Annotated in this window: 16 protein-coding genes and 1 other RNA gene; 7 read left to right on the forward strand and 10 right to left on the reverse strand. The window is 61.8% G+C overall.

Annotated elements, in window-relative coordinates:
- The first annotated feature begins 405 nt into the window (after positions 1-405).
- Positions 406-1,149, forward strand: a complete 744-nt coding sequence (locus tag C266_RS12350; RefSeq protein WP_010805120.1) for a hypothetical protein — start codon at positions 406-408, stop codon at positions 1,147-1,149.
- A 155-nt stretch (positions 1,150-1,304) separates the two neighbouring features.
- Here the strand turns inward: C266_RS12350 and ssrA are convergent.
- The 4 genes from ssrA to ubiG form a co-directional block, all read right to left on the reverse strand.
- Positions 1,305-1,662: a transfer-messenger RNA gene (gene ssrA, locus C266_RS26835) on the reverse strand.
- Between the two features lie 29 nt (positions 1,663-1,691).
- Entirely contained in the window at positions 1,692-5,675 is a 3,984-nt protein-coding gene (locus tag C266_RS12355; protein ID WP_010805121.1) for a DUF748 domain-containing protein, read from the reverse strand.
- A 117-nt stretch (positions 5,676-5,792) separates the two neighbouring features.
- Entirely contained in the window at positions 5,793-6,518 is a 726-nt protein-coding gene (locus tag C266_RS12360; RefSeq protein ID WP_010805122.1) for an HAD-IA family hydrolase, read from the reverse strand.
- Position 6,519: 1 nt separating this feature from the next.
- Positions 6,520-7,218, reverse strand: a complete 699-nt coding sequence (ubiG, locus tag C266_RS12365) for a bifunctional 2-polyprenyl-6-hydroxyphenol methylase/3-demethylubiquinol 3-O-methyltransferase UbiG (RefSeq protein ID WP_036662799.1) — start codon at positions 7,216-7,218, stop codon at positions 6,520-6,522.
- A gap of 444 nt (positions 7,219-7,662) precedes the next feature.
- Between ubiG and C266_RS12370 the strand changes: the two genes are divergently transcribed.
- The gene (locus C266_RS12370; protein WP_010805124.1) at positions 7,663-8,925 is read left to right on the forward strand and encodes an efflux RND transporter periplasmic adaptor subunit; all 1,263 of its coding nucleotides are present in this window, start codon (positions 7,663-7,665) and stop codon (positions 8,923-8,925) included.
- A gap of 27 nt (positions 8,926-8,952) precedes the next feature.
- On the forward strand, positions 8,953-12,093 hold the full coding sequence (locus C266_RS12375; protein ID WP_010805125.1) for an efflux RND transporter permease subunit: 3,141 nt from the start codon (positions 8,953-8,955) through the stop codon (positions 12,091-12,093).
- 59 nt (positions 12,094-12,152) lie between these two features.
- Here the strand turns inward: C266_RS12375 and ald are convergent, their stop codons facing one another.
- Both ald and C266_RS12385 read right to left on the reverse strand, forming a co-directional pair.
- Positions 12,153-13,286, reverse strand: coding sequence for an alanine dehydrogenase (ald, locus tag C266_RS12380; RefSeq protein ID WP_010805126.1), 1,134 nt, complete (start codon positions 13,284-13,286; stop codon positions 12,153-12,155).
- A 108-nt stretch (positions 13,287-13,394) separates the two neighbouring features.
- Positions 13,395-14,681: a D-amino acid dehydrogenase gene (locus C266_RS12385; RefSeq protein ID WP_010805127.1), complete on the reverse strand. Its 1,287-nt coding sequence runs from the start codon at positions 14,679-14,681 to the stop codon at positions 13,395-13,397.
- Positions 14,682-14,785: 104 nt separating this feature from the next.
- On the opposite strand from C266_RS12385, the gene C266_RS12390 reads away from it, so the two are divergent.
- Positions 14,786-15,274: an Lrp/AsnC ligand binding domain-containing protein gene (locus C266_RS12390; protein WP_010805128.1), complete on the forward strand. Its 489-nt coding sequence runs from the start codon at positions 14,786-14,788 to the stop codon at positions 15,272-15,274.
- Positions 15,275-15,363: 89 nt separating this feature from the next.
- Positions 15,364-16,449, forward strand: a complete 1,086-nt coding sequence (locus C266_RS12395) for a PA0069 family radical SAM protein (protein WP_010805129.1) — start codon at positions 15,364-15,366, stop codon at positions 16,447-16,449.
- Positions 16,450-16,492: 43 nt separating this feature from the next.
- On the opposite strand, the gene C266_RS12400 is transcribed toward C266_RS12395, so the two are convergent.
- Positions 16,493-16,732 carry a hypothetical protein gene (locus C266_RS12400; RefSeq protein ID WP_010805130.1) on the reverse strand — a complete coding sequence of 80 codons (240 nt, stop codon included), beginning with the start codon at positions 16,730-16,732 and terminating at the stop codon, positions 16,493-16,495.
- A gap of 151 nt (positions 16,733-16,883) precedes the next feature.
- Entirely contained in the window at positions 16,884-17,093 is a 210-nt protein-coding gene (locus C266_RS12405; protein WP_010805131.1) for a hypothetical protein, read from the reverse strand.
- Between the two features lie 12 nt (positions 17,094-17,105).
- Here C266_RS12405 and C266_RS12410 point away from each other — a divergent pair, with 12 nt between their 5' ends.
- Both C266_RS12410 and C266_RS12415 read left to right on the forward strand, forming a co-directional pair.
- A complete protein-coding gene (locus C266_RS12410) occupies positions 17,106-18,026 on the forward strand; it encodes an AraC family transcriptional regulator (RefSeq protein WP_010805132.1) in 921 nt (306 codons plus the stop codon).
- Positions 18,027-18,236: 210 nt separating this feature from the next.
- Positions 18,237-18,944, forward strand: coding sequence for a response regulator transcription factor (locus C266_RS12415; protein WP_036662793.1), 708 nt, complete (start codon positions 18,237-18,239; stop codon positions 18,942-18,944).
- A gap of 65 nt (positions 18,945-19,009) precedes the next feature.
- Here C266_RS12415 and C266_RS12420 read toward each other — a convergent pair whose 3' ends face one another.
- Both C266_RS12420 and C266_RS12425 read right to left on the reverse strand, forming a co-directional pair.
- Positions 19,010-19,402 (reverse strand): response regulator, encoded by a 393-nt coding sequence (locus tag C266_RS12420; protein ID WP_036662795.1) that lies wholly within the window; start codon positions 19,400-19,402, stop codon positions 19,010-19,012.
- 515 nt (positions 19,403-19,917) lie between these two features.
- The gene (locus C266_RS12425) at positions 19,918-21,360 is read right to left on the reverse strand and encodes a catalase (RefSeq protein ID WP_010805135.1); all 1,443 of its coding nucleotides are present in this window, start codon (positions 21,358-21,360) and stop codon (positions 19,918-19,920) included.
- Positions 21,361-21,499 lie beyond the last annotated feature (139 nt).

Consider the following 21,499-nt stretch of genomic DNA (forward strand, 5'->3'; position numbering starts at 1 on the left):
GGGGGGGGGGGGGGGGGCGGGGCGTCGGGGGCGCATGGTGCATAAATACTGTATGAATGAACAGTATTTTAGTCCAATGCCGAGGTTGCATGAGAGGCGCTACAACGGGCTCCCGGTCTGGGAGGGGGAAGGCATGGACGAGGGGGCTGCGGGCCGTTGTGGGCGCGGGCAGGCCCGTTACCGCCGCCGTTTTTTTGCCACCCACCCCTCCCCAACCCCCAGCGCGCGCGGTCATGACCCCGCCACGCCTGCGCACTTGATACAACGTTTTTTATGCACTTTGGCGCTGGACGCCGAGGCCCGTCAGCATTGGCGGGAAGGGGTATTTTCGGGTGCATAAAAAGTGTGCACTTTCATGCGCCAAGCTCGTGCACTTAATATTCGTTGATACTTGGAGAGACGCCCATGACGAATAACAACGCTGCACACCTCCTGGACGCTACTGACTGGCGTTTCCACGCTCAAACGGAGACCGCTGCTCCGTTTGTTACCCCGGCCGGCAATTTAATGCCGGCCGGTTCAATAGTTGCTCAAGTGGGGTGTTTTACCCTGCCGACCGGCAAGACGTTGACTCTTCCTGTTCCGAATGCGACAGCCCTATTTCTGAATTCTGCTCACCGTGCATTTCAGGAATCTCAGGTTTTAGTCGAGAAGCATGGGCTACGTAAAGGGCTTGTGAAGCACGTCCGGTTCAGCACAAATGCCGATGCCTTTCACTTTGTCGAGTGCATTTTGATTTCGGTTGTGTCCGCGTACTCCGCTGTCGAAGCGTTCGCCAACGAGGTAATTCCTGAGGGTGCGACTTACACGCAACAACGCGGTACACGTGCGAATGTCCTCTCGCGGATAGACATAGAGAAGAAAGTCCCGTTGTCGGAGAAGCTGGGCGACGTATTGCCTGCCGCCTTGGCTGTTGCAACGCCAAGGGGGCACCGTTGTTGGGACGACTTCCACCGGCTGGAGGAAATCCGCAATCGCATCATTCACATGAAGGCAGCGGATAGAAATGTGGTGGGTGATGCAAAAGGGACGATTTGGGAAGACATCTTTACGGTTCCCGCGCCGGCAGGGCTTGCAATTCCCATTCTGGAACACTTTGGCAAGCACCTCCCGGCCCAACGAGGATGGCTGACGAAACGGCCATTCTAAACATGGGCACGGCCTGCGTTGCGTGCCGTTTACGTGCCATTTCGCCGACAATCAACGACAACCAGCGACAACGACGCGGAAATGAAAAACGGGCCCGAAGGCCCGTCTTTACTAGGTTTTTGACTGTCGTTCGTTGTCGTTGACAGTCAGAATATTGGTGGAGCCGGCGGGGATCGAACCCGCGTCCGCAAGTACTCTACGACCAGTTCTACATACTTAGTTCAGTCATTTGATTTAACCGTTTTGTCGCGGACGAACACGCTACGCAACGGCGATCCATTTAATTTTCGGCCCCGGCGCCATGGCACCACCGGAGATTATCTGACGTAAATGACCTCGCGAGGTATTGCTACCCTGGCCCGTCAGCGAGCCAGTGCGAGGAAGGCGCCCTTAGGCAGCCAGTGCGTACGAGTTATCGTTAGCAGTTACTAATTTCCCATTGATTAACGAGGTGACGGGTCCTCGGTATGCCCTGAATCGCTTCGCTACCCACGTCGAAACCATGTCGGCCCCAGTGGTATGTTAATTATGACACAAATGGCTCACTTCAGTGCGAAGTCCACCCGCGTGGTCGCTCCCTTATCCTTGATGCCGTCGGCATTGAGCTTCGGCGCCACCACGAACATGCGGTCCGACGCAATCTTGCCGTCCAGCCACGACCTCACACGCTGTGCCCGCCGTTCCGCCAACGCCCGCAGATCGTCGTCGCTCACCTTGACGTTCGTCTCCAGCAGCTTCTCCATCTCGTCGTCCGGCAACGATTTGGCAAACCCGATCATGTTGCGCGGCTTGGCAAAGTCGGCCGCCTTGTACGCTGCCGTCAAATACTTGCTGCGCTCCTCCGGACTCACCGTCACGCTTTCGACGTCGATACTCTCGCCCTTGCCGACCATCGACTTGACCTTCTGCGCCTTGATCGCGCGCTCTACCGCCACGCTGCGCAGACCGTCGGTGTCCTTCGCCGGATCGACACGACCCACGATATCCAGCTTGAGCGCGGTGCGATCCGTCAGCGCCTTCACAAGCGTCTCGAGGCGTTTCTCGTCGTCCGCTGTCAAACGTGCGCTGCCCGGCGCGAACTCGACGTAGCCCAATTCCTGATCGCCGCCGCCAAATGCCGACGCCAGCAAACTGAACGGTGCCGTCACCGCCTTGACAATCAGGTTCACGAACGCCCGGAAAATCACACCGCCAAGGCTGAACTGCGGATCGTCGAGCGAGCCGGAAATCGGGATATTCACATCGATTTCGCCTCGCGAATTCTTCAGCAGCGAGACCGCCAGCCGCACCGGCAAATTCGTGGCCGTCGGACTTTCCACCCGATCACCGAACGTCAGTTGGTCAATGAAGATGTGGTTGTTCGCCGTGAGCTTCGCCTGATCGAGCAAGTAGTGCACGTCGACCGTGAGCTTGCCCTTTTCGATGGGGTAGCCCGCGTACTTCGTGGAATACGGCGTGAGATTGGTCAGTTCGATACCGTCGGCCTTGGCCCCCAGATCCACGAACGCCATCGGCGCGAGCGGATTGATCTTGCCGTTGATGTCGATCGGTGCATTGCGATTGACCTTGCCTTGCAGCGCCACCTCCGCGGGCTCGGTCGTCGCCGTGCCGAACGCACCGATGTGCCCGCCAATATCCGTCAGGTTGGCCGTGTAGTTCGGCTTGACGAAGTTATCGGTGAAGTTGATGTTCCCGCCTTGCAGCGTGATACGTCCGATGCGGACATCCGCAGGCAGTGCCTTGCCGGCACCGTAGCCGGGCCCGCGCTGTACCGTTGTTTCGCCCGCTTTCTGCTCCTTCTTCTCGGGTTCCGTCGGTTGCCCCGCTTCCACCGCCGACGCGGCCGCGTCGAGCGGCGGCTTGGCCGGCGTGCCGCCAAGCGGAACGCCTTCATTGGCGCGCGTGAGCGAACGAGGTGCGGTCTCCTTGTTGCCGACCACGTCCGCCAGGTTCAGGCGCCCATTGGCGTTGATGATCAAACGCGCGTAGAAGCGCGACAACGCAATGCTGCCCAACTGCACGTTGGGCTTGCCGCTGCCCACCGCCAGATTGATCTGCTGCACCGACAACGCGTTCCAGCGCATGAAGTCGTCCGCCGTCACCTTGTCGAGCAAACGGACGTTGCCGAGCGTTGCATCGCCGCGATACGTTGCCTGCGGGGTGTCGCCTTTCATGGCGAAGGTGGCGCGTCCGTTGCTGGAGAGCAGGGCGCTGGCAATGCTCGCGTTCAGTTGATCGCTCATATAGGAGTCGAACGCTGCCAGATCGAGTTGCTGCGTCTTGATCTGGAGATCGCCTGCGAGCGGTTGCGGTGTGATGTTGCCGGAGGCGTTCAGCGAACCCTTCTTGTTGAGCGTGCCGTTGACTTCGAGCTGTAACGGTTTGCTCATGTCCTGCGATGCGCCTTGTACCTTCACGTTCAGCGGCGCGAATTTCGCATTGATCGGACGGCCTTTGACGTCGCGGTCTTCGAAGCCGATGCTCGCGTTCTCGAGCGCCACCTTCCCGACCTTCCATTGCCAACCACCAGCGCTCGCCTGCGACCCCGAGGCGCCCGTGGCCGTCCGGCGGCCGCGCTCCGTGCCGACACGCGCGTTCGCGCCCTGGCTGTTACCTGAGGTGGCCTTCGGCTGACCGTCCCCGGTCAGTGCGAGCAGGTTGATCTTGCCGTCCTTTTCGCGTCGTGCCGACACGTCCAGTCCGGTGACGGTCACCTCGTCGACGACGGCTTGGCGTGCCCCCAGATCGAAGCGCGAGAGCTTCGCTTCCGCCTTGGCGAGCTTGAGCGGTGCGTCGCCCTTTTGGCCGGTGAGCCACTCGACCTTCTCCAGCGTGGCCGTGGCCGGCGAGATCTGCACGTTCGGCTGCTTGTCGGGCGCAAAGGCCGCATTGAACTTGGCCTGTGCGCCAACCGAGCCGCTCTTCAGATTGCCGGCGAGCGCGCCTTGCGCCAAGGGCAGCAACGGTGCGAGGGCGATCGACTGCGCGTCGAGTTCACCACTCGCGTTGTACGCATTCAGACTGAACTGGCCGTGCGCCTTGACCGACCCGCCGCTCTGGATGCCGAGCGAGGCGTCATACGTCGCGGGGTCCTTGCCGAGCGTCGAGAACTGCTTCACGTCGATCTGGATGTTCTCCAGCGACACGCTGGCCGGTTTTGCCCCACGTTCATCGGTGAAGCGCAGCTTGCTGTCCACGAGCGAGATGTCGCCGATGAGCAGATCGAGCGGTGCGGGCTGAGCGGCGGCCTGCGCTTTCGTTTGCTCGGCTTCGGCTGCCGAGGCGGGCGTTGCGGGGCGCGCCGTCTGCTGAGCGGGAACCTGCGGTGCGCTCTTGGCCGCCTCGCTGCCCTTCGGCGACGCCGCAGCCTGATTGACCGCCCTGCCTACTGCCTTGATCACCGTGCGCTGCGGCAGCAACGCCTTCTCGACGTTGATCGACCCGCCTTTTTCCATCGTGACCTGCTGATCGAGGCCGTCGATCCGAACGCTGTCGAAGTGATAGACGTTATTGAGCGGCTCCACCTTGCCCAGCTTCACGTCGATCTGTTTGACCGCGATGAGCGGTGAGCCGTCCGGTTCGACGACCTTGGCATCGGAGAGCCCCGCCGTGCCCGTGAGCAGAACGTGATTGCCATCCTTGTCACGCGTAAAGCGCAGCTTGAGATCGGTGCTGACGGCGCCGCTCTTGATCTGTGCGGGTACGCTGACCGGCGAATAACCGAGGTACTTGGGCACGTCGAACCGATCGAGCTTGATATCGATCGTCGATTCCATCGAATTGGCGAACGGCTTGGTCTGCCCCGAAATATGCAGCGGCGAGCCGTCGATGGACGCTTGCAGCAGCGGCTGCACGAAGATATCGGTGTCGGCCGGCAGATTCGCGATGAACGGCACACCGACCTGCAAATTGTCGATGACGTGCTTCTCGTTCTGCACGGTGTCGTCGAAGCGGATCGTGCCGTTCTTGATCTGGACGTTGTTCAGTGCAAAGCGCGCGGGTTTGGACGGCTCGGGCGAGGGCGGCCCGGACGTCGCGCGATCGACGATGTCCGAGAAGTTGAAGCGTTGCGGCGCAGTGCGCACGATGTTGACGACCGGCGTGTCGACGTAAAGCTCGTCGATGACCGGCGCGAAGCGGAACAACGACCCCCACGAGGCGTTCACGCGCAGCATGCCGACATCCACGAATGGCTGCCCCGGTGTCTTGTCGCCAATATGCACCTGATGCAGATCGAGGCGCAGCGTGTAGGGATTGAAGCTGACATCGCCCACGCTCACCGGCCGTTCCAGATAGGCCGAGAGTTTGTCGATGGCGTAATGCTTGAGGACGGCCGGCACCGTGAAATAGCCGACGACACCGAACACGGCGATGACCCCGGCGGCCCACAGGCCGGTCTTGCGCGCGCGCCGGCGCACATCAGGGTTGCGTCCAAGTGCGCTTGCGCGCGCAATGCCTTGTTGCAGGCGGGTGCCGCCTGCGGATGATTCAGAAGAGGGTTTGCGATCGTTCGCTTGCTCGGCCATGCGGTCTCCCGTAAGTCGCCAGTGAAGCACGCGCCGCGCCACTGTTGCGCGGCGGGACAGACCCGGGACCGGCCGCTGCTGCGGCGGCCCTGTCCCGGCAGGTGATGACGTGGCCGTTCAGGCCGGCGGCATCACCAGCGGGGCGATCGCACCCGCGCGTTCGACGACGGCGTCGGCCTGCCATTGGGCAGGCGCCAGCGAGTCGCCGCAATAGCCGTAAGCGGCTGCGACGGTGGCCATCCCCGCCGCTTTGCCCGCCTGAATGTCACGCAGGTCGTCGCCGACATACACAACCTGGGCAGGTGAGACACCGATGCACTCGGCGGCATACAGCAACGGAGCCGGGTGTGGCTTGCTATGCGGCGTTGTGTCACCCGACACAACGCACGCGGCACCGTCGGCGAGCCCGAGCAGCCGCACGAGCGGATTCGTCAGACGCGCGGCCTTGTTGGTGACGATGCCCCACGGGACGGCGCGCTCTGCCAAGGCGGCAAGCAGCGCGGGAATCCCATCGAAAAGTTCACTCTCTACGCACAAGGCAGCTTCGTAATTGGCGAGAAATGCATCGCGCAGCGAAGGGAACGCGGCGTCGTCGGGGCCAACGCCGAACGCGCTGCCGATTAGCCCGCGCGCGCCGTGCGAGGCCTGCAAACGCAACGTCTCGTAGGCGCCCGGTGGCAGGCCGCGGTCGGTGCGCACCTTGTTGACCGCTGCAACGAGATCGGGGGCCGTGTCGGCCAGCGTGCCGTCCAGGTCGAACAGAACGGCACGCACGTTGCCCTTGAGCAGACGCAATGCGGTACCGGTGGAATAGGTGGGCACTCGGGCGGGGGGCTCGAACATATCAGGCATCGCGCGTGCACGCGATCATGTAATTGACGTCGGTGTCGCGATTGATCGCGTAACGCTTGCTCAGCGGGTTGTACGTCATGCCGCGCAGGTCGCGTACCGTCAGGCCGCTTGCGCGGGCAAACGACGCGAGTTCCGACGGGCGGATGAACTTGGCGTAATCGTGGGTGCCGCGCGGCAGCATACGCAGCACGTACTCGGCGCCGACCACGGCCAGCAACCAGGCTTTCGGGTTGCGGTTGAGCGTCGAGAAGAAGACGTGGCCGCCCGGTTTGACGAGCGTTGCGCAGGCCGCTACCACCGACGCTGGCGACGGCACGTGTTCGAGCATTTCCATGCACGTCACCACGTCGTACGTCCCCGCGTCGCGGGCGGCAAGCGCCTCGGCGGAAATTTCCTCGTAATCGATGGAGAGGCCGGCTTCCAGACTGTGCAGATCCGCCACGCCGAGCGCCTTCTTCGACAGGTCGATCCCTCTGACTCGTGCGCCCTGGCGGGCCATCGATTCGGAGAGGATGCCGCCACCGCAACCAATATCCAGTACGCGCTTGCCTTGCAACGGCACATGTTGCTCGATCCAGTCGAGGCGCAGCGGGTTGATCTCGTGCAGCGGCTTGAATTCGCTGTGCGGATCCCACCAACGGTGGGCTAGTTCACTGAATTTATTGAGTTCTTGCGGATCGGCGTTCATCACTTGCTCATGGACATTGACGGCTGACGACAGGCAGGATGCAGCGCGGCAGCGCGTGCCGGTGTACCGGGGCTGACCGGCGGGGCCGTCGAGATGGGGCAAGTATAACGAAGTGAGCGTACCCATGTCCAAAGCGCGAGGCGTGGCGCGGGCCGGCAGCCAATGCGTCGTCCGTGCGGTGCCGGTAAAACGAGCGTTTGAAACTAGGAGTGATTCGCTCGGCCGTCTACATGGCGCGAGCATGTCCGCCCGCTGTCCGTCGCGTGGCAAAGCCTTGTATAGGCAGGGAAAATGCCAACTGCGAGCCCTGCACAGATGCGACACACTCGGGGGCACATCCCGCCATGTGGCCGGGATGACATCGTGTTTGTCGCAGCGCCTGACGGCACCGGACGTCGCGGCGGCAAGCCTCCGGCCATTCTGGATCGGACTCCCCAGGGAGGCGCCATGACACAACCCACGGCGCAAGACAATTCCGGCCCCGTGCCCGACCGCCCGCGCCGGCCTGACTTGTTGCATCGCTGGCGCTGGCTCGCACTCGTCGCGTTGGTCGTCGTTGCGCTGCTGATCTGGCGTTGGGCCACGCATCGCGCACCGCCGCCTGTTGCACCTCCTTCTCCCGTCGCCGTTGTTTCGCGCGTTGTCGTGTCTGCGGATCTGCCGCGTTACGTCGCGGGAATCGGCACCGTGCAGGCGACGACGTCCGTCACCGTGCGCGCGCGCGTCGACGGCCAGATTGAGCGGATAGCGTTCTCGGAAGGGCGGGATGTGAAGGCGGGCGATGTGCTCGTGCAAATCGACGCAAGGCCGTACCGGGCGCAACTCGAACAGGTTCGTGCCACGAAGGCGCGCGACGTCGCACAACTCGTCAATGCGCGCCTCGATTTGAAGCGCTACCAGACGCTGGCTGCGCAAGGTGCGTCGTCACAGCAGCAAGCGGATACGCAGGCCGCGCTCGTCAAACAACTCGAAGCGGCCGTGCTGACCGATCAGGCGCAAATCGACTTCGCTTCGGTGCAACTCGATTACACGACGATCCGCTCGCCCATCGACGGACGGACCGGGGTGCGGTTGATCGATGTCGGTAACATCGTGCATGCGGCCGACGCGAGCGGCATTGTCATCGTCAATCAGATCGATCCGATTACGGTGCTGTTCACCTTGCCCGAGGATGCCGTCGGCGCCGTGAACGCCGCAGTGCAAGCGGCGGGCAATGCCGGACTGGTGGTCGACGCTTACGCGAGAAATGGCGGTGAGCGTCTGGCCTCCGGCAAACTCACGCTCATCAACAATCAGATCGACAACGCGAGCGGCACCGTGCAGCTCAAGGCGACGTTCGCCAACGCCAGCCATCGGCTGTGGCCAGGCCAGTATGTCAACGCGAGGCTGACGCTGGGGGTGATAGCCCAGGCGATTGCGCTCGACGCGTCGGTCGTGCAGAGCGGCCCTGCCGGGACCTTCGTCTACGTGGTGGACGCGCAGGGCCGAGCGGCGGTTCAACCCGTGAAGGTCGGTGTCACGCAGGGTACGCAGGCCATCATCGAGAGCGGCCTGACAACGGGCGCGCGCGTGGTCGTCGACGGACAGCTCAAGCTGCGTCCGGGCACGCCGGTTACGGAGGTGCGCAACGCGTCGGGGGGCGGGGCGATGCCGCAACCGGCCGCACCCGACGGCCGCCCGGTCGGGGCGTCAGGTCCAACGGGCCGCTAGCGCGCGCCGGCCTCCGCACCCTCGCCCATGTCCCTATCCGCCACGTTCATCAAACGGCCCATCGGCACTTCGCTGCTCGCGGCCGCGCTATTTCTGGTCGGTGTCGCGGCCTGGCCGTTGCTGCCGGTCGCACCGCTGCCGCAGGTCGATTTCCCGACGATTCAGGTGTCTGTCACCCTGCCGGGCGCGGACCCATCAACGATGGCGTCGAACGTGGCCACGCCGCTCGAGCGACAATTCTCGCTCATTGCGGGACTCACGCAGATGACGTCGACAAGTGCGCTGGGCACCACGTCGATCACGTTGCAGTTCGACTTGAATCGCAATATCGATGCGGCGGCTGTCGATGTACAGGCGGCCATCAATGCGGCGGGCGGACAGTTGCCGAGCAACCTGCCGAACCCTCCGACGTACCGCAAGATCAATCCGGCCGACTCGCCGATTCTGATCATGTCCGTCAAGTCGGACACGTTGCCGCTCACCGCCGTCAACGATTACGCGGACAACGTGCTTGCGCAACAAATCTCGCAGATCGATGGCGTTGGCCTGGTCAACATCGGGGGTGTCCAGAAACCTGCCATTCGCATTCAACTGGACCCGGACAAGGTGGCCGCGCTCGGGCTCGATCTGGAGAGTGTGCGAGGCGCGCTGGTCAGCGCCACAGTCAATGCGCCGAAGGGAAGTTTCGACGGACCGCGCCAGAGCGTGACGGTCTATGACAACGGCCAACTGCTTGACCCCGTGCTCTGGAACGACGTGATCGTCGCCTATCGCGGTGGTGCGCCGGTGCGCGTCCGCGATCTGGGACGGGCGGTCGCCGGGCCGGAAAATGCGCGCTTCGCGGGATGGGCGTTCCGCGGGGCCGCGATGCCGCAAAGCGAGACGCTCAAGAGCGGGCGCTCGGTGTTTCTGGCGGTGACCAAGCAACCGGGGGCCAACGTCATTGCCACGGTCGAGCGCATCAAGGCGGCACTGCCGCGCTTGCAGGCATCGATACCGCCTGCCGTCGAGGTGAATATTCTGACCGACAGAACGCAGACGATCCGGGCGTCGGTCGAGGACGTTGAGTTCACGCTGGTGTTGACCGGCGTGCTGGTGGTGCTGGTGATCTTCCTGTTCCTGCGTAATCTGTCGGCTACGCTGATTCCGGCGGTGACGGTGCCGCTCGCCATGATGGGAACGGCGGCCGTGATGTACTTGATTGGGTTCAGCCTCGACAATTTGTCGCTCATGGCGCTCACGATCTCTGTGGGCTTCGTCGTCGACGACGCCATCGTGATGCTCGAGAACATCTATCGTCACGTGGAAGACGGGATGCCGCCGTTGGAGGCGGCCTATCGCGGGGCGGCCGAGATCGGCTTCACCATCGTGTCGATCTCGGTGTCGCTGGTCGCCGTTTTCATTCCTCTGTTGCTGATGGGCGGCATCGTTGGGCGGCTCTTCCGGGAATTCGCCATTACGGTGACGCTCACGATCGCCATCTCGGTGATCGTGTCGCTGACGCTCACGCCGATGCTGTGCTCACGATTTCTGCGCCATACGCCGCCCGAACGGCACGGCCGCCTGTATCGCTGGTTCGAAGCCGGCTTCGACCATATGCAGAGCGGCTATCGACGCGGCTTGCAGGGGGTGCTGGCGCATCAGTTCGCAACGCTGCTGGTGTTCCTGGCGACGCTCGCCCTGACGGCCGTGCTCTATATCGTGATTCCGAAAGGGTTCTTCCCGCAGCAAGACACGGGGTTCGTATTCGGTTTCGCGGAATCCGCCCAAGATACGTCGTTCACGTTGATGAGTGAGCGCGTGATTCGTGTCGCCGACGTGGTGCGTCAAGACCCCGATGTCCTGAGCTTTGTCGCGAGCACCGGCAACACCACCGCCAATACCGCCAACTTCTATATCAACCTCAAACCGAAGGCGGCCGGACGCACGCTGTCTGCGGATCAGGTTATTGCGCGATTACGGCCCAGGCTCGCGCAGCTCGAAGGCATCAACCTATTCTTGCAGGCCGGACAGGACATCAACGTGGGCGGCCGCCTTGCTCGTACGCAGTACCAGTACACGCTGACCGATGCGGACATCAACGAACTCAATCGCTGGGCGCCGCTGCTGCTCGAACGGCTGCGCCGGTTACCGCAACTCACGGATCTCGCGACCGACCAACAGAGCAATGCCGCCACAGTGACACTGACCATCGATCGTGACCGGGCGTCGAGCTTCGGCATCTCGCCGGCGCTTATCGAGGCTACGCTGTACGACGCGATCGGACAGCGACAGATCGCGCAGTACTTCACGCAGATCAACAGCTACCACGTTGTCATGGAGGTCACGCCGGCGTTGCAGGCCGATCCGGCGTTGCTCGATAAGCTCTATCTGATGTCGCCGACGACGGGTAATCGTGTGCCGCTCTCTACGTTTGTCCGCGTTGATCGTAGCAAGACCAACTACCTGCTCATCAGCCACCAGAGCCAGTTTCCGGCGGTAACGCTGTCGTTCAATCTGGCGCCGGGCGTCTCGCTTGGCGAGGCGGTCGACGCGATTCGCCGCACGCAGGCGCAGATGAATCTCCCACTCTCGCTCAACGGCAATTTTCAGGGAACGGCACAAGCGTTCCGCGACTCGCTGTCGACACAGCCGTACTTGATTCTGGCGGCGCTGGTGGCCGTGTATATCGTGCTCGGCTTGCTCTATGAGAGCTATATCCACCCCCTCACGATTCTCTCGACGCTGCCCTCGGCCGGGGTCGGTGCGCTGCTGATTCTGATGCTCGGCGGGTACGATTTGAGCGTAATCGCGCTGATCGGCATCATCTTGCTGATCGGGATCGTGAAGAAGAACGGGATCATGATGGTCGACTTCGCGCTCACGGCTGAGCGCGACCAGGGGCTGTCGCCGCAGGAGTCGATCTATCAGGCATGCCTGTTGCGATTTCGTCCCATCATGATGACGACGATGTGCGCCTTGCTCGCCGGGTTGCCGCTGATGCTCGGCACGGGGGCCGGGTCGGAGTTGCGGCGTCCGCTGGGGTACGCAATGGTCGGCGGGTTGGTGCTGTCGCAGGCGCTTACGCTTTTTACGACCCCCGTTATTTACCTCTATCTCGACCGGGCGAGTCTCTGGTTTCAAGCGCGCAAGGCGCGTAGAGCGAAGGCGCGGGACGCAAACGCCTGAGTGAAGTGGTCGCGGTGCCGGGCATAACGTCGTCATGCACCGCGATCGGGGCCGCGAGGTTACGCTGCGGCAGGCAAGTTCGCCAACACGGCCTGCGGGTCGTGATAGACCAGACCCAGCGCGTCGGCGACGCCTTGGTTAGTCACCATGCCGCGCGCTACGTTTAGCCCTGCCAGCAGGTGCGAATCGGCAAGCATGGCCGGAACCGGTCCGTGATCGGCCAGTTGCAGAATGAATGGCAGCGTCACGTTGTTGAGGGCGAACGTCGAGGTACGCGGCACGCCGCCCGGCATATTGGCCACACAGTAGTGCACGATGCCTTCCACCACGTACACCGGATCGGCATGCGTCGTGGCATGCGACGTCTCGCAGCAACCGCCCTGATCGATCGCCACATCGACGATCACCGCGCCTTTGCGCATCAGGCCGAGCATCTTGCGGGTGACGAGTTTAGGCGCCGCCGCACCCGGAATGAGCACACCGCCGATCACGAGATCGGCTTCGCGCAAATGGGTCTCGATGGCGTGCTGCGTTGAATAGACCGTCTGTACGCGGCCACCGAACTGGGCGCTGATGCGGCGCAACGCGTCAACCGATCTGTCGATGACCGTGACCTGCGCACCCATGCCCACCGCCACCGTTGCGGCGTTGGTGCCGACGACACCGCCGCCCAGAATCACCACCTTGCCCGCTTCCACGCCAGGCACGCCGGAAAGCAGCAGTCCCAGTCCGCCGTGCGTCTTCTCAAGCGCGGTTGCCCCGGCCTGAATCGACATGCGTCCCGCAACCTCGGACATTGGCGCAAGCAACGGCAGGCCGCCATTCGCGGACGTCACAGTTTCATACGCGATGCACGTGGCGCCGCTCTTGATCAGGTCACGGGTCTGGTCGGGATCGGGGGCGAGGTGGAGATAGGTGAAGAGCGTGTGCTGAGGGCCTAGCCGGGCGCGTTCCACAGCCTGGGGCTCTTTGACCTTGACGATGAGTTCGGCGTGCTCGAACACCTCGACAGCGTTGGCGGCGATGTGCGCACCGGCGCCAGCGTAGACCGAGTCGTCCATGCCGATGCCGGCACCCGCCCGCGTCTCGACCCACACTTCGTGCCCGCGTGCCACCACTTCGCGTACGGCTGCGGGCGTCATGCCTACGCGGTATTCGTGGTTCTTGATCTCCTTCGGTACGCCGATTTTCATGATGTGTCTCCTTTGTCGTGATGTGACAGCAAAAAGCGGGTACTTCTCATACACCTGCCTTTCGGCGGCACCAACAAAAAACGGCACCCGAAGGTGCCGTTTGTGGGGTCAGGCAAAGGCCGGTTGGGCCTGGGCCTGAGACGCGCCGCTGTAGCGCGCCACCGACAGATCGTCGGCCAGAATCGCCGGCCGGCGCCCAGACATCAGATCGGCCAGTAACTGGCCGGAACCGCAGGACATCGTCCAGCCCAGCGTGCCGTGCCCCGTATTCAGGAACAGATTGCGCAGGGCGGTGGCGCCGACAATCGGCGTGCCGTCCGGGGTCATGGGGCGCAGGCCGGTCCAGAACGACGCTTCAGCCGTGTTGCCGGCGCCCGGATACAGATCGTTCACCACCATTTCGAGCGTTGCGCGGCGTGCCGGATTGAGCGTCTTGTCATAACCGACCACTTCGGCCATGCCACCGACGCGGATGCGGTCGTCGAAACGGGTGACGGCGATCTTGTAGGTCTCGTCGAGCACGGTCGACACCGGGGCGCGCGATGCGTCCACGATCGGCACAGTGATCGAGTATCCCTTGAGCGGGTAGACGGGAATGTCGACAAGGCCGCGAAGGAACGGCGTGGAATACGAACCGAGCGCGACCACGAAGGCGTCGGCGCGCTGCATCGTGCCCGCGCAGACCACGCCTTCGATCTTGTCGCCGGCGACTTGCAGGCCGTCGATCGGCATGTCGTAACGGAATTTCACACCGAGGGCTTCGGCCATTGCCGCAAGACGCGTCGTGAACAACTGGCAGTCGCCCGTCTCGTCGTTCGGCAATCGGAGGCCGCCCGTGAGTTTGTGCGACACCGTTGCCAGCGCGGGTTCTGCGCTGGCGAGCGCCGTGCTGTCGAGCAGTTCGAAAGGCACACCCGCCTCTTCGAGCACTGCAATGTCCCGTGCGGCGTTCGCCAGTTGCTCGTCGGTACGGAACAGTTGCAGCGTGCCCGCTTGGCGGCCCTCGTAGGGAATGCCGGTCTCGGCACGCAGCGAACGGAAGCAGTCGCGGCTGTATTCGGCGATCCGCACCATGCGTTCCTTGTTGACGGCGTAACGCTCAGGCGTGCAATTGCGCAGCATCTGATAGAGCCACTTGAGCTGCGTGAGCGTACCGTCCGGGCGGATGGCGAGCGGGGCGTGCTTCTGGAACAACCACTTGACGGCCTTCGTCGGAATGCCCGGCGCCGCCCACGGGGAGGCGTAGCCCGGTGAAATCTGGCCGGCGTTACCGAAGCTGGTCTCGAGCGCAGGGCCGGCCTGGCGATCGAGCACCGTGACGTCGTGCCCGGCCTTGGCCAGGTAGTAGGCGCTGGTGACGCCAATGACGCCGCTTCCGAGAACGATGACCTTCATTGCGTTGACTCCTGTAAAACCGTGGATATCCAGTAATAATTCGCATGCTATTCTTTGATTGCCAGGTTTAGTTAATGTATATCGTCAAGATTCAGGAATAAATCATGAGAGTCCAACAGCAATCGGTCCGGACGCTGGATCGGCTCGACCGGCGCATCCTCACATTGCTTCAGCAAGATGGTCGGATGTCGATGAAAGACCTCTCGGAACAGGTCGGTCTGTCGATCACACCCTGCATCGAGCGCGTGAAGCGCATGGAGCGCGACGGTGTGATCATGGGCTACTTCGCGCGGGTAAATCCGGCGGCGCTGGGGGCGTCGTTGCTGGTATTCGTCGAGATCACGCTCGATCACAAGTCCGGCAACATGTTCGATCAGTTCCGCAGGGAAGTGCTGAGGATTCCCGAGGTGATGGAGTGTCACTTGATCTCGGGTGACTTCGATTACCTGATCAAGGCGCGCATCCGGGAGATGTCCGAGTACCGCAAGTTGCTCGGCGACATTCTTTTACAGTTGCCCGGCGCCGTGCAGTCGAAGAGCTACGTCGTGATGGAGGAGATCAAGGAGACGCTGACCATCCACGTCGAGGAGTGAGCAGGGAGGGGGGGCGGGGTGAACATTGTCTTTCATGGTGGAATACTGTATATATATACAGTACATTGAGACCATTAGGAGAGGCGTTGATGACATCACTTCGCCGGGGACTTCGCAAAGGTCGAGGCGCGCTGTCCAATATTGAATCCAGATTCGACAATTGGAACAGAGCGCCCGACGACGATGGACTTGCCGCCATCTTGGCGCTTGAGGGTGAGCGCCCCGCGCCCAAAACAACGGTTGCATTTGAGGATGCAAAATCAATCATCTCGAGAAACCAGTCGCCAGACCTCCCATTTAATCAATCGATTAATGCTTACCGGGGGTGTGAACATGGTTGCTCGTACTGTTTTGCGCGGCCGACGCATGCCTATCTCGGGCTATCCCCCGGTCTTGATTTTGAGACCAAGCTTATTGCGAAGCCAAATGCGGCTGCATTACTCGAGAAAGAGCTTTCGAAGCGCACCTACATACCGAGCGTAATTGCCCTCGGTACGAATACCGATCCGTATCAGCCGATTGAACGAGAGCACCAACTGACTCGCAGAATCCTTGAGGTTCTCGAGGCGTTCAATCATCCGGTGGCGATCACGACCAAGTCGCATCTCGTGACACGCGACATCGACATCCTCTCGCGGATGGCGGAGAAGGGGCTCGCTCGGGTTTATCTCTCCGTCACGACGCTGGACGCGGAGCTTGCTCGGACGATGGAGCCGCGTGCCAGCACCCCATCGAGGCGGGTGGACGCTATTCGCCTGTTGACGGCTGCCGGGATACCTGCCGGCGTATTGGCCGCGCCGATGATTCCCGCGCTCAACGACCATGAACTGGAGAATATCCTGAGCGCAACGGCAAATGCCGGTGCGTCCGCCGCCGCTTATGTGTTGCTCAGATTACCGCTGGAGGTGCACGACATCTTTATCGAATGGCTCGAACAACATTACCCCGGGCGGAAGAATCATGTTCTGAGCATTATTGAAAGCATGAGAGACGGCAAGCATTACGACGCTGAGTTCGGGCGCAGAATGCGCGGCACGGGCATATTCTCGGAGTTGATTGCCAAACGATTCGAACTTGCATGCAAACGGCTCGGCCTCAATCAGGAACGCAGCAAGCTGCGCACCGACCTGTTCCAGGTACCCATTAAGCCTTCTGCTCAGGGAAGCTTATTCTGAGGCCAACCCCGTGAGTCGCAGCGCGTACATCGCACCGGCTCGTCTACAAGGCGCTCATTGCGCGGCAAAGGATGTAAGCGGCGCGAACTGCCAGGTCGAAGGACGGGTCGCGCGCCAACTCGCGACCGGCCACGCAAATGATCCAGTCCCCCTTTTTGCGTTCGCAGCTCATCGTCCGGTCCTCCATCTGATCCGAGAACCAGCGCCACAACGTCGCGTCTTGTTCATTGGCACGGGCCGCAGCCTGGAGCTGGGCCATCCTCAAGCGGATGTTGCCATTCATGAAATCTCCGTGTTTGCTCATCCCGTGTCTGTCTCAAAGTGCCGGCCCCGCACAGCCAAATGCCGACTTGGGGGCTTGTGCACTTTATTCGGATGAGTCCACGGTTTCCATCGTCTTCTGGTATGACTGGCCTACACGTTTGGCGCGTCCGTTACCGGAAAGGACGGGCGTATAAGGGTTCGGCATCGCCCCCCGGCGACATGAAATCGACGGCCTTAATTTCTTCATGGTTGGCGATGATAGTATTCGCCAGGCAGCCGTTTGACGGCAGAAAGACGGGCGCTTTTCGAGCTGCCAGCGTCAATGGTGTTTTCAGTAACGCAAGGTCGCCCAGTGGTGTCTGGATTGGCGCGACGATCATGAGTACCTGGCCATGCAACTCTCCACATCGACTCACGAATCTGCCAAACCGGCCATTCAGCGCGACTCATTGGGGTGCTTGTCGGCGGCATTGCGATACGATCAGGCGCTTACCGCCGGCGATCTTCATTTCTACCGCAAGAGTTCCGTGATTGAGCGGACGAGTCAGGTCGTGAACCCAGCTTCAGCGCGAGGGTTTCTGGTTGGCGTCTCTCTGATGGAAGGCCATCGCCGACGCATTTTCCGTCCGAATCAGGCAAACATGCATGCATTCGAGGCGGGTTCCATCTATCTGCGAAACTTCCAGGACGACTACAAGGCGGATATGTATGGGACGTTCGATTTCGTACTCATCGAACTGCCGCGCCCCTTCATGGAGCGTACCGCGCTAGAACTCGGCTGCCCGGGAGGTCTCGAACTGCAACATGCCGCAGCGCAGACGGATACCGTGCTGGCCCATCTCGCTCAAGCGCTCTTACCTGCGCTCGCGCGGCCTGAAGGCGCCAGCAGGCTGTTCATCGATCAGCTCGGACACGCGATCGGTACATATCTGGTTGAACACTACGGAGGTGTCAACCCGGGACACATTCACGCCATGGGCCGCCTTTCGCCTCGCATACTCGCGCGGGCGCAGGAGTACCTCGCGGCGCGACTTGACGACGGAAATGTGTCCATTGCAGCCGTCGCCGATGCGTGCCAATTGTCCCGAAGCCATTTTTCCCGGGCATTTCGGCAGAGTACCGGCAAAACACCGCACGAATGGCTGCTGGAGCGTCGCCTCGAGCGCGCGGCGGCGCTACTGCGCACGACTGATTTGCCGATCGCCGGGATTGCTGCGTCGTGCGGCTTTGCGGATCAGAGCCATCTCACGCGCAACTTCTCCAGGAAGCTTGGCCTGACGCCGGGTGACTGGCGGAGCGGTCGGCACGACTAGGCTCGCCTGAGTGCCAGCACATGCCAGCCATCATCCCGTTCGCGCTGAGCACAAAACGACAATAGAGCGCACACGCGTTCAAGCCAAAGGGCCGGGGTAACACTACATTGCTGTCGGGCGCGTCCCATCTCCCCAGATGTCGTCATGGGGAGATTCGCGCCTCTGATGTCGACGCTATGTGGAGGCTCTACCGTGACTGCTGTACTACCGATGCGCGCCGAACCAGCGCGGCAGGACGACGCGGTGGTCCTTGTTGTCGATGATGACTTGCAGGTGAGAAACGCGCTGGGAAGTCTGTTTCGTTCAGTCGGCATACAAGCTGTGCTGCTCGGCTCTGCGGCCGAGCTTTTCGACTTCGGCTTTCCCGATGCACCTTGTTGTCTGGTGCTCGACGTGCGCCTGAAGGGGCGAAGCGGCTTGGATGTGCAAGCCCGCATGGCAGAGCTTCGCATTCATATCCCTATCATCTTCATGAGCGGCCACGGGGATATTCCGATGACGGTTGCTGCGATGAAAGCGGGAGCGGAGCACTTTCTTTCCAAGCCGTTCCGTGAGCAGGAATTGCTCGATGCCGTCACGGAGGCACTACGCAAGGAGCGCTTGCGACGTGAGCGCATGCGCCGGTTGGCTGCGGTGCGCGACTGCTTTCGTTCGCTGACGCCACGAGAGAGTGAGGTCATGACGCATGCCGCATCGGGTTTGACAAACAAGGAGATTGCCGCCGCCATGTGCATCAGCGTGGTGACTGTCAAAGTTCATCGATGCCAGGCAATGCGAAAAATGAGGGCTCGGAGTTTCGCCGATCTGGTGCTTCTTGCGCAAACGCTGGGTCTCGTGCTGCTTTCCTCTGGGGCCGGCGCTGATGAGCCGCTTGCCATCGGATTGCAGGCGCGGCGCCTCGGGGCCGCAATAGCGTAGGGCAGGCATCGGGCAGAGGACGACGATCGTCTAGGGACGTCTCGTCGATCCACTGAACGACACGCTCACGATGGAGAAGAACCCGTCTTGCGAAGATGTAATGCGCTTTCAATGCACTGGATGATGTCCGTGTCCTGGAAGGGCTTGTAAAGAACGCACGTCGCACCCAATGCCTTGGCACGCTGATCGAATCCCTCATGCGCAAAGGCAGTCATGAAAATGACCGGCATATCGAGATTGCGTGCGCGCAGGGCCTCAATCAAAGCGAAGCCGTCCATGCCGGGCATTTGCGCGTCTGTGATCACGCAGGCCAGGCAAGGCAGTGAAACGCACCGCAGTAGCTCCTGACCCCCTCCGAACAGTTGCACGCCAAGATCGAGCGAACGCAGCAGCCCCCCCATGGCATTTCTGACGGCGACATCGTCGTCGACTATGGCGATCGTGGGGCGAGCTATCACACTGACTCCTGGTATTCGCGCTGAGCGCTGGCAATGCTCTGCTGGGAGCGTAACGCCGAATCCGTGCGCACCCCATCACACGATGGTATTGCCGATTCCTCGGGGGCACGTCTCACGTGATGTTGCGATGAAGTCGCGCCGGCTGTGAAGATCAGTTCCCCTGCAATCGTGCGCGAGCCAGCCATTCCGTCCGATTCATACCAAGGTATTACATGCATATCTGCGTCGAAATGGCGCCGCATATGGAAAAGTCCCCGTAGGTGTAGGCGCCGCCGGGGCCGTTTGATGATTGAGAGTAGGCGGCGCTATTTTTATTGTCGATGCTGCCCTGGCCGGGGAGCAACATGGCGCGCTTAGCCAGCGGCCAGCCTTGTTCGCCCGCAGTGACGCGTTATCTTGCTGAAATGCTCGAAGTTTGGTACCGCTACTACAGACCGCAAGAGAGTGGCTGCCTTGTTCGTACCGCCTCAAACGCCCGCTGTCCTCCAGAGAAGGACAGCGGTGGATCGGACAGCTTACTTCAGATCGTCCAGTGCACGCCGGGTTCCTTCACCATAGGCCGGATCGGCCTTGGTGAAATGCGCAATCTGCGCACGCACGATGTCTTCGGGCACGCCCTGCATTGCCGCCGCGATGTTGGCGAACAGGCGCTGCCGCTGACCCTCGTCGAACAGGCGGAACAGTGCCCCCGGCTGACTGTAGTAGTCCGTGTCGACGCGGTGATCCCAGCGGTCTGCCGCACCCTCGAGTGCCAGTGGCGGCTCGAGTGCGCGCTCGCTCGCCGCGAAGGCGCCCTGGCGGTTCGGCTCGTAGTTGAGCTTGCCACCCTGATTGCCGTCTACGCGCATCGCGCCGTCACGATGGAAGCTGTTGTGGAACGGGCATTTTGGCGCGTTGACCGGGATCTGGTGGTGGTTGATCCCCAGACGATAACGCTGCGTGTCGCCGTACGAGAACAGCCGGCCCTGCAGCATCTTGTCCGGCGAGAAGCCGATGCCCGGCACGATGTTGGCCGGATTCATCGCTACCTGCTCCACCTCGGCGAAATAGTTCGCCGGATTACGGTTCAGCTCTAGCACGCCGACGTCGATCAGCGGGTAGTCCTTGTGCGGCCACACCTTGGTCAGATCGAAAGGATTGATGGGGTATTTCGCCGCATCGGCTTCCGGCATGATCTGCACGCGCAGGTTCCAGCGCGGGAAATTTCCATTCTCGATGTTTTCGTACAAGTCGCGCTGCGCGCTCTCGCGGTCAGCTGCCACGACCTTCGCCGCTTCGTCGTTGGTCCAGTTCGCGATGCCCTGCTGCGACTTGAAGTGGAATTTGACCCAGAAGCGCTCGTTGTTCGCGTTGACGAACGAGTACGTGTGCGAGCCGAAGCCGTGGATCTGACGGTAGTTCTGCGGCAGGCCGCGCTCGCTCATGAGGATCGTGACCTGGTGCAGCGACTCCGGATGCTTCGACCAGAAATCCCACACGGCGATCGGGTCGCGCAGGTTGGTGCGCGGATTGCGTTTCTGCGTGTGGATGAAGTCGGGAAACTTGAGCGGATCGCGTACGAAGAACACCGGCGTGTTGTTGCCGACGACATCCCAATTGCCTTCGTCCGTGTAGAACTTGATCGAGAAGCCACGCACGTCTCGCTCGGCATCCGCTGCGCCACGCTCGCCGGCCACGGTCGAGAAGCGAATGAACAGCGGCGTCTCTTTGCCGATCTCGGCGAAGATCGACGCCTTCGTGTACTTCGTGATGTCGTGCGTCACGCGGAACGTGCCATACGCGCCTGAACCCTTGGCGTGCACACGGCGCTCTGGAATCACCTCGCGGTCGAAATGGGCCAGCTTCTCCAGGAACCAGACATCCTGCAGCAGCATCGGCCCGCGCGGCCCGGCGGTTTGTGAGTTCTGATTGTCGGCAACCGGGGCACCCGCAGCCGTGGTGAGAGTATCTCTGTTCATCGTGGATCTTCTTGTTGGGGAAGGATATTGGGGCGGGATCTGTCTAAGGCCAACCCTGGTCTGGGGGCGAACGCCAGGCTCGCGCAATAGGGTGACCGGCCGGTCTTCCAGGCACCGGTTCAGGTCAATGGCAGTTGCA

It is taken from the genome of Pandoraea sp. SD6-2, from assembly GCF_000389825.1.
GTDB classification, from domain to species: domain Bacteria; phylum Pseudomonadota; class Gammaproteobacteria; order Burkholderiales; family Burkholderiaceae; genus Pandoraea; species Pandoraea communis.

Excerpts from the sequence above, each read along its gene's own strand:
- C266_RS12350 (WP_010805120.1), top strand. The coding sequence starts at position 406 with ATGACGAATAACAACGCTGCACACCTCCTGGACGCTACTGACTGGCGT.
- C266_RS12410 (WP_010805132.1), top strand. The coding sequence starts at position 17,106 with ATGCAACTCTCCACATCGACTCACGAATCTGCCAAACCGGCCATTCAG.
- ald (WP_010805126.1), bottom strand. The coding sequence starts at position 13,286 with ATGAAAATCGGCGTACCGAAGGAGATCAAGAACCACGAATACCGCGTA.
- C266_RS12390 (WP_010805128.1), top strand. The coding sequence starts at position 14,786 with ATGAGAGTCCAACAGCAATCGGTCCGGACGCTGGATCGGCTCGACCGG.
- C266_RS12385 (WP_010805127.1), bottom strand. The coding sequence starts at position 14,681 with ATGAAGGTCATCGTTCTCGGAAGCGGCGTCATTGGCGTCACCAGCGCC.
- C266_RS12395 (WP_010805129.1), top strand. The coding sequence starts at position 15,364 with ATGACATCACTTCGCCGGGGACTTCGCAAAGGTCGAGGCGCGCTGTCC.
- C266_RS12360 (WP_010805122.1), bottom strand. The coding sequence starts at position 6,518 with ATGTTCGAGCCCCCCGCCCGAGTGCCCACCTATTCCACCGGTACCGCA.
- C266_RS12375 (WP_010805125.1), top strand. The coding sequence starts at position 8,953 with ATGTCCCTATCCGCCACGTTCATCAAACGGCCCATCGGCACTTCGCTG.
- C266_RS12400 (WP_010805130.1), bottom strand. The coding sequence starts at position 16,732 with ATGAATGGCAACATCCGCTTGAGGATGGCCCAGCTCCAGGCTGCGGCC.
- C266_RS12425 (WP_010805135.1), bottom strand. The coding sequence starts at position 21,360 with ATGAACAGAGATACTCTCACCACGGCTGCGGGTGCCCCGGTTGCCGAC.
- C266_RS12355 (WP_010805121.1), bottom strand. The coding sequence starts at position 5,675 with ATGGCCGAGCAAGCGAACGATCGCAAACCCTCTTCTGAATCATCCGCA.
- C266_RS12415 (WP_036662793.1), top strand. The coding sequence starts at position 18,237 with ATGCGCGCCGAACCAGCGCGGCAGGACGACGCGGTGGTCCTTGTTGTC.
- C266_RS12405 (WP_010805131.1), bottom strand. The coding sequence starts at position 17,093 with ATGATCGTCGCGCCAATCCAGACACCACTGGGCGACCTTGCGTTACTG.
- C266_RS12370 (WP_010805124.1), top strand. The coding sequence starts at position 7,663 with ATGACACAACCCACGGCGCAAGACAATTCCGGCCCCGTGCCCGACCGC.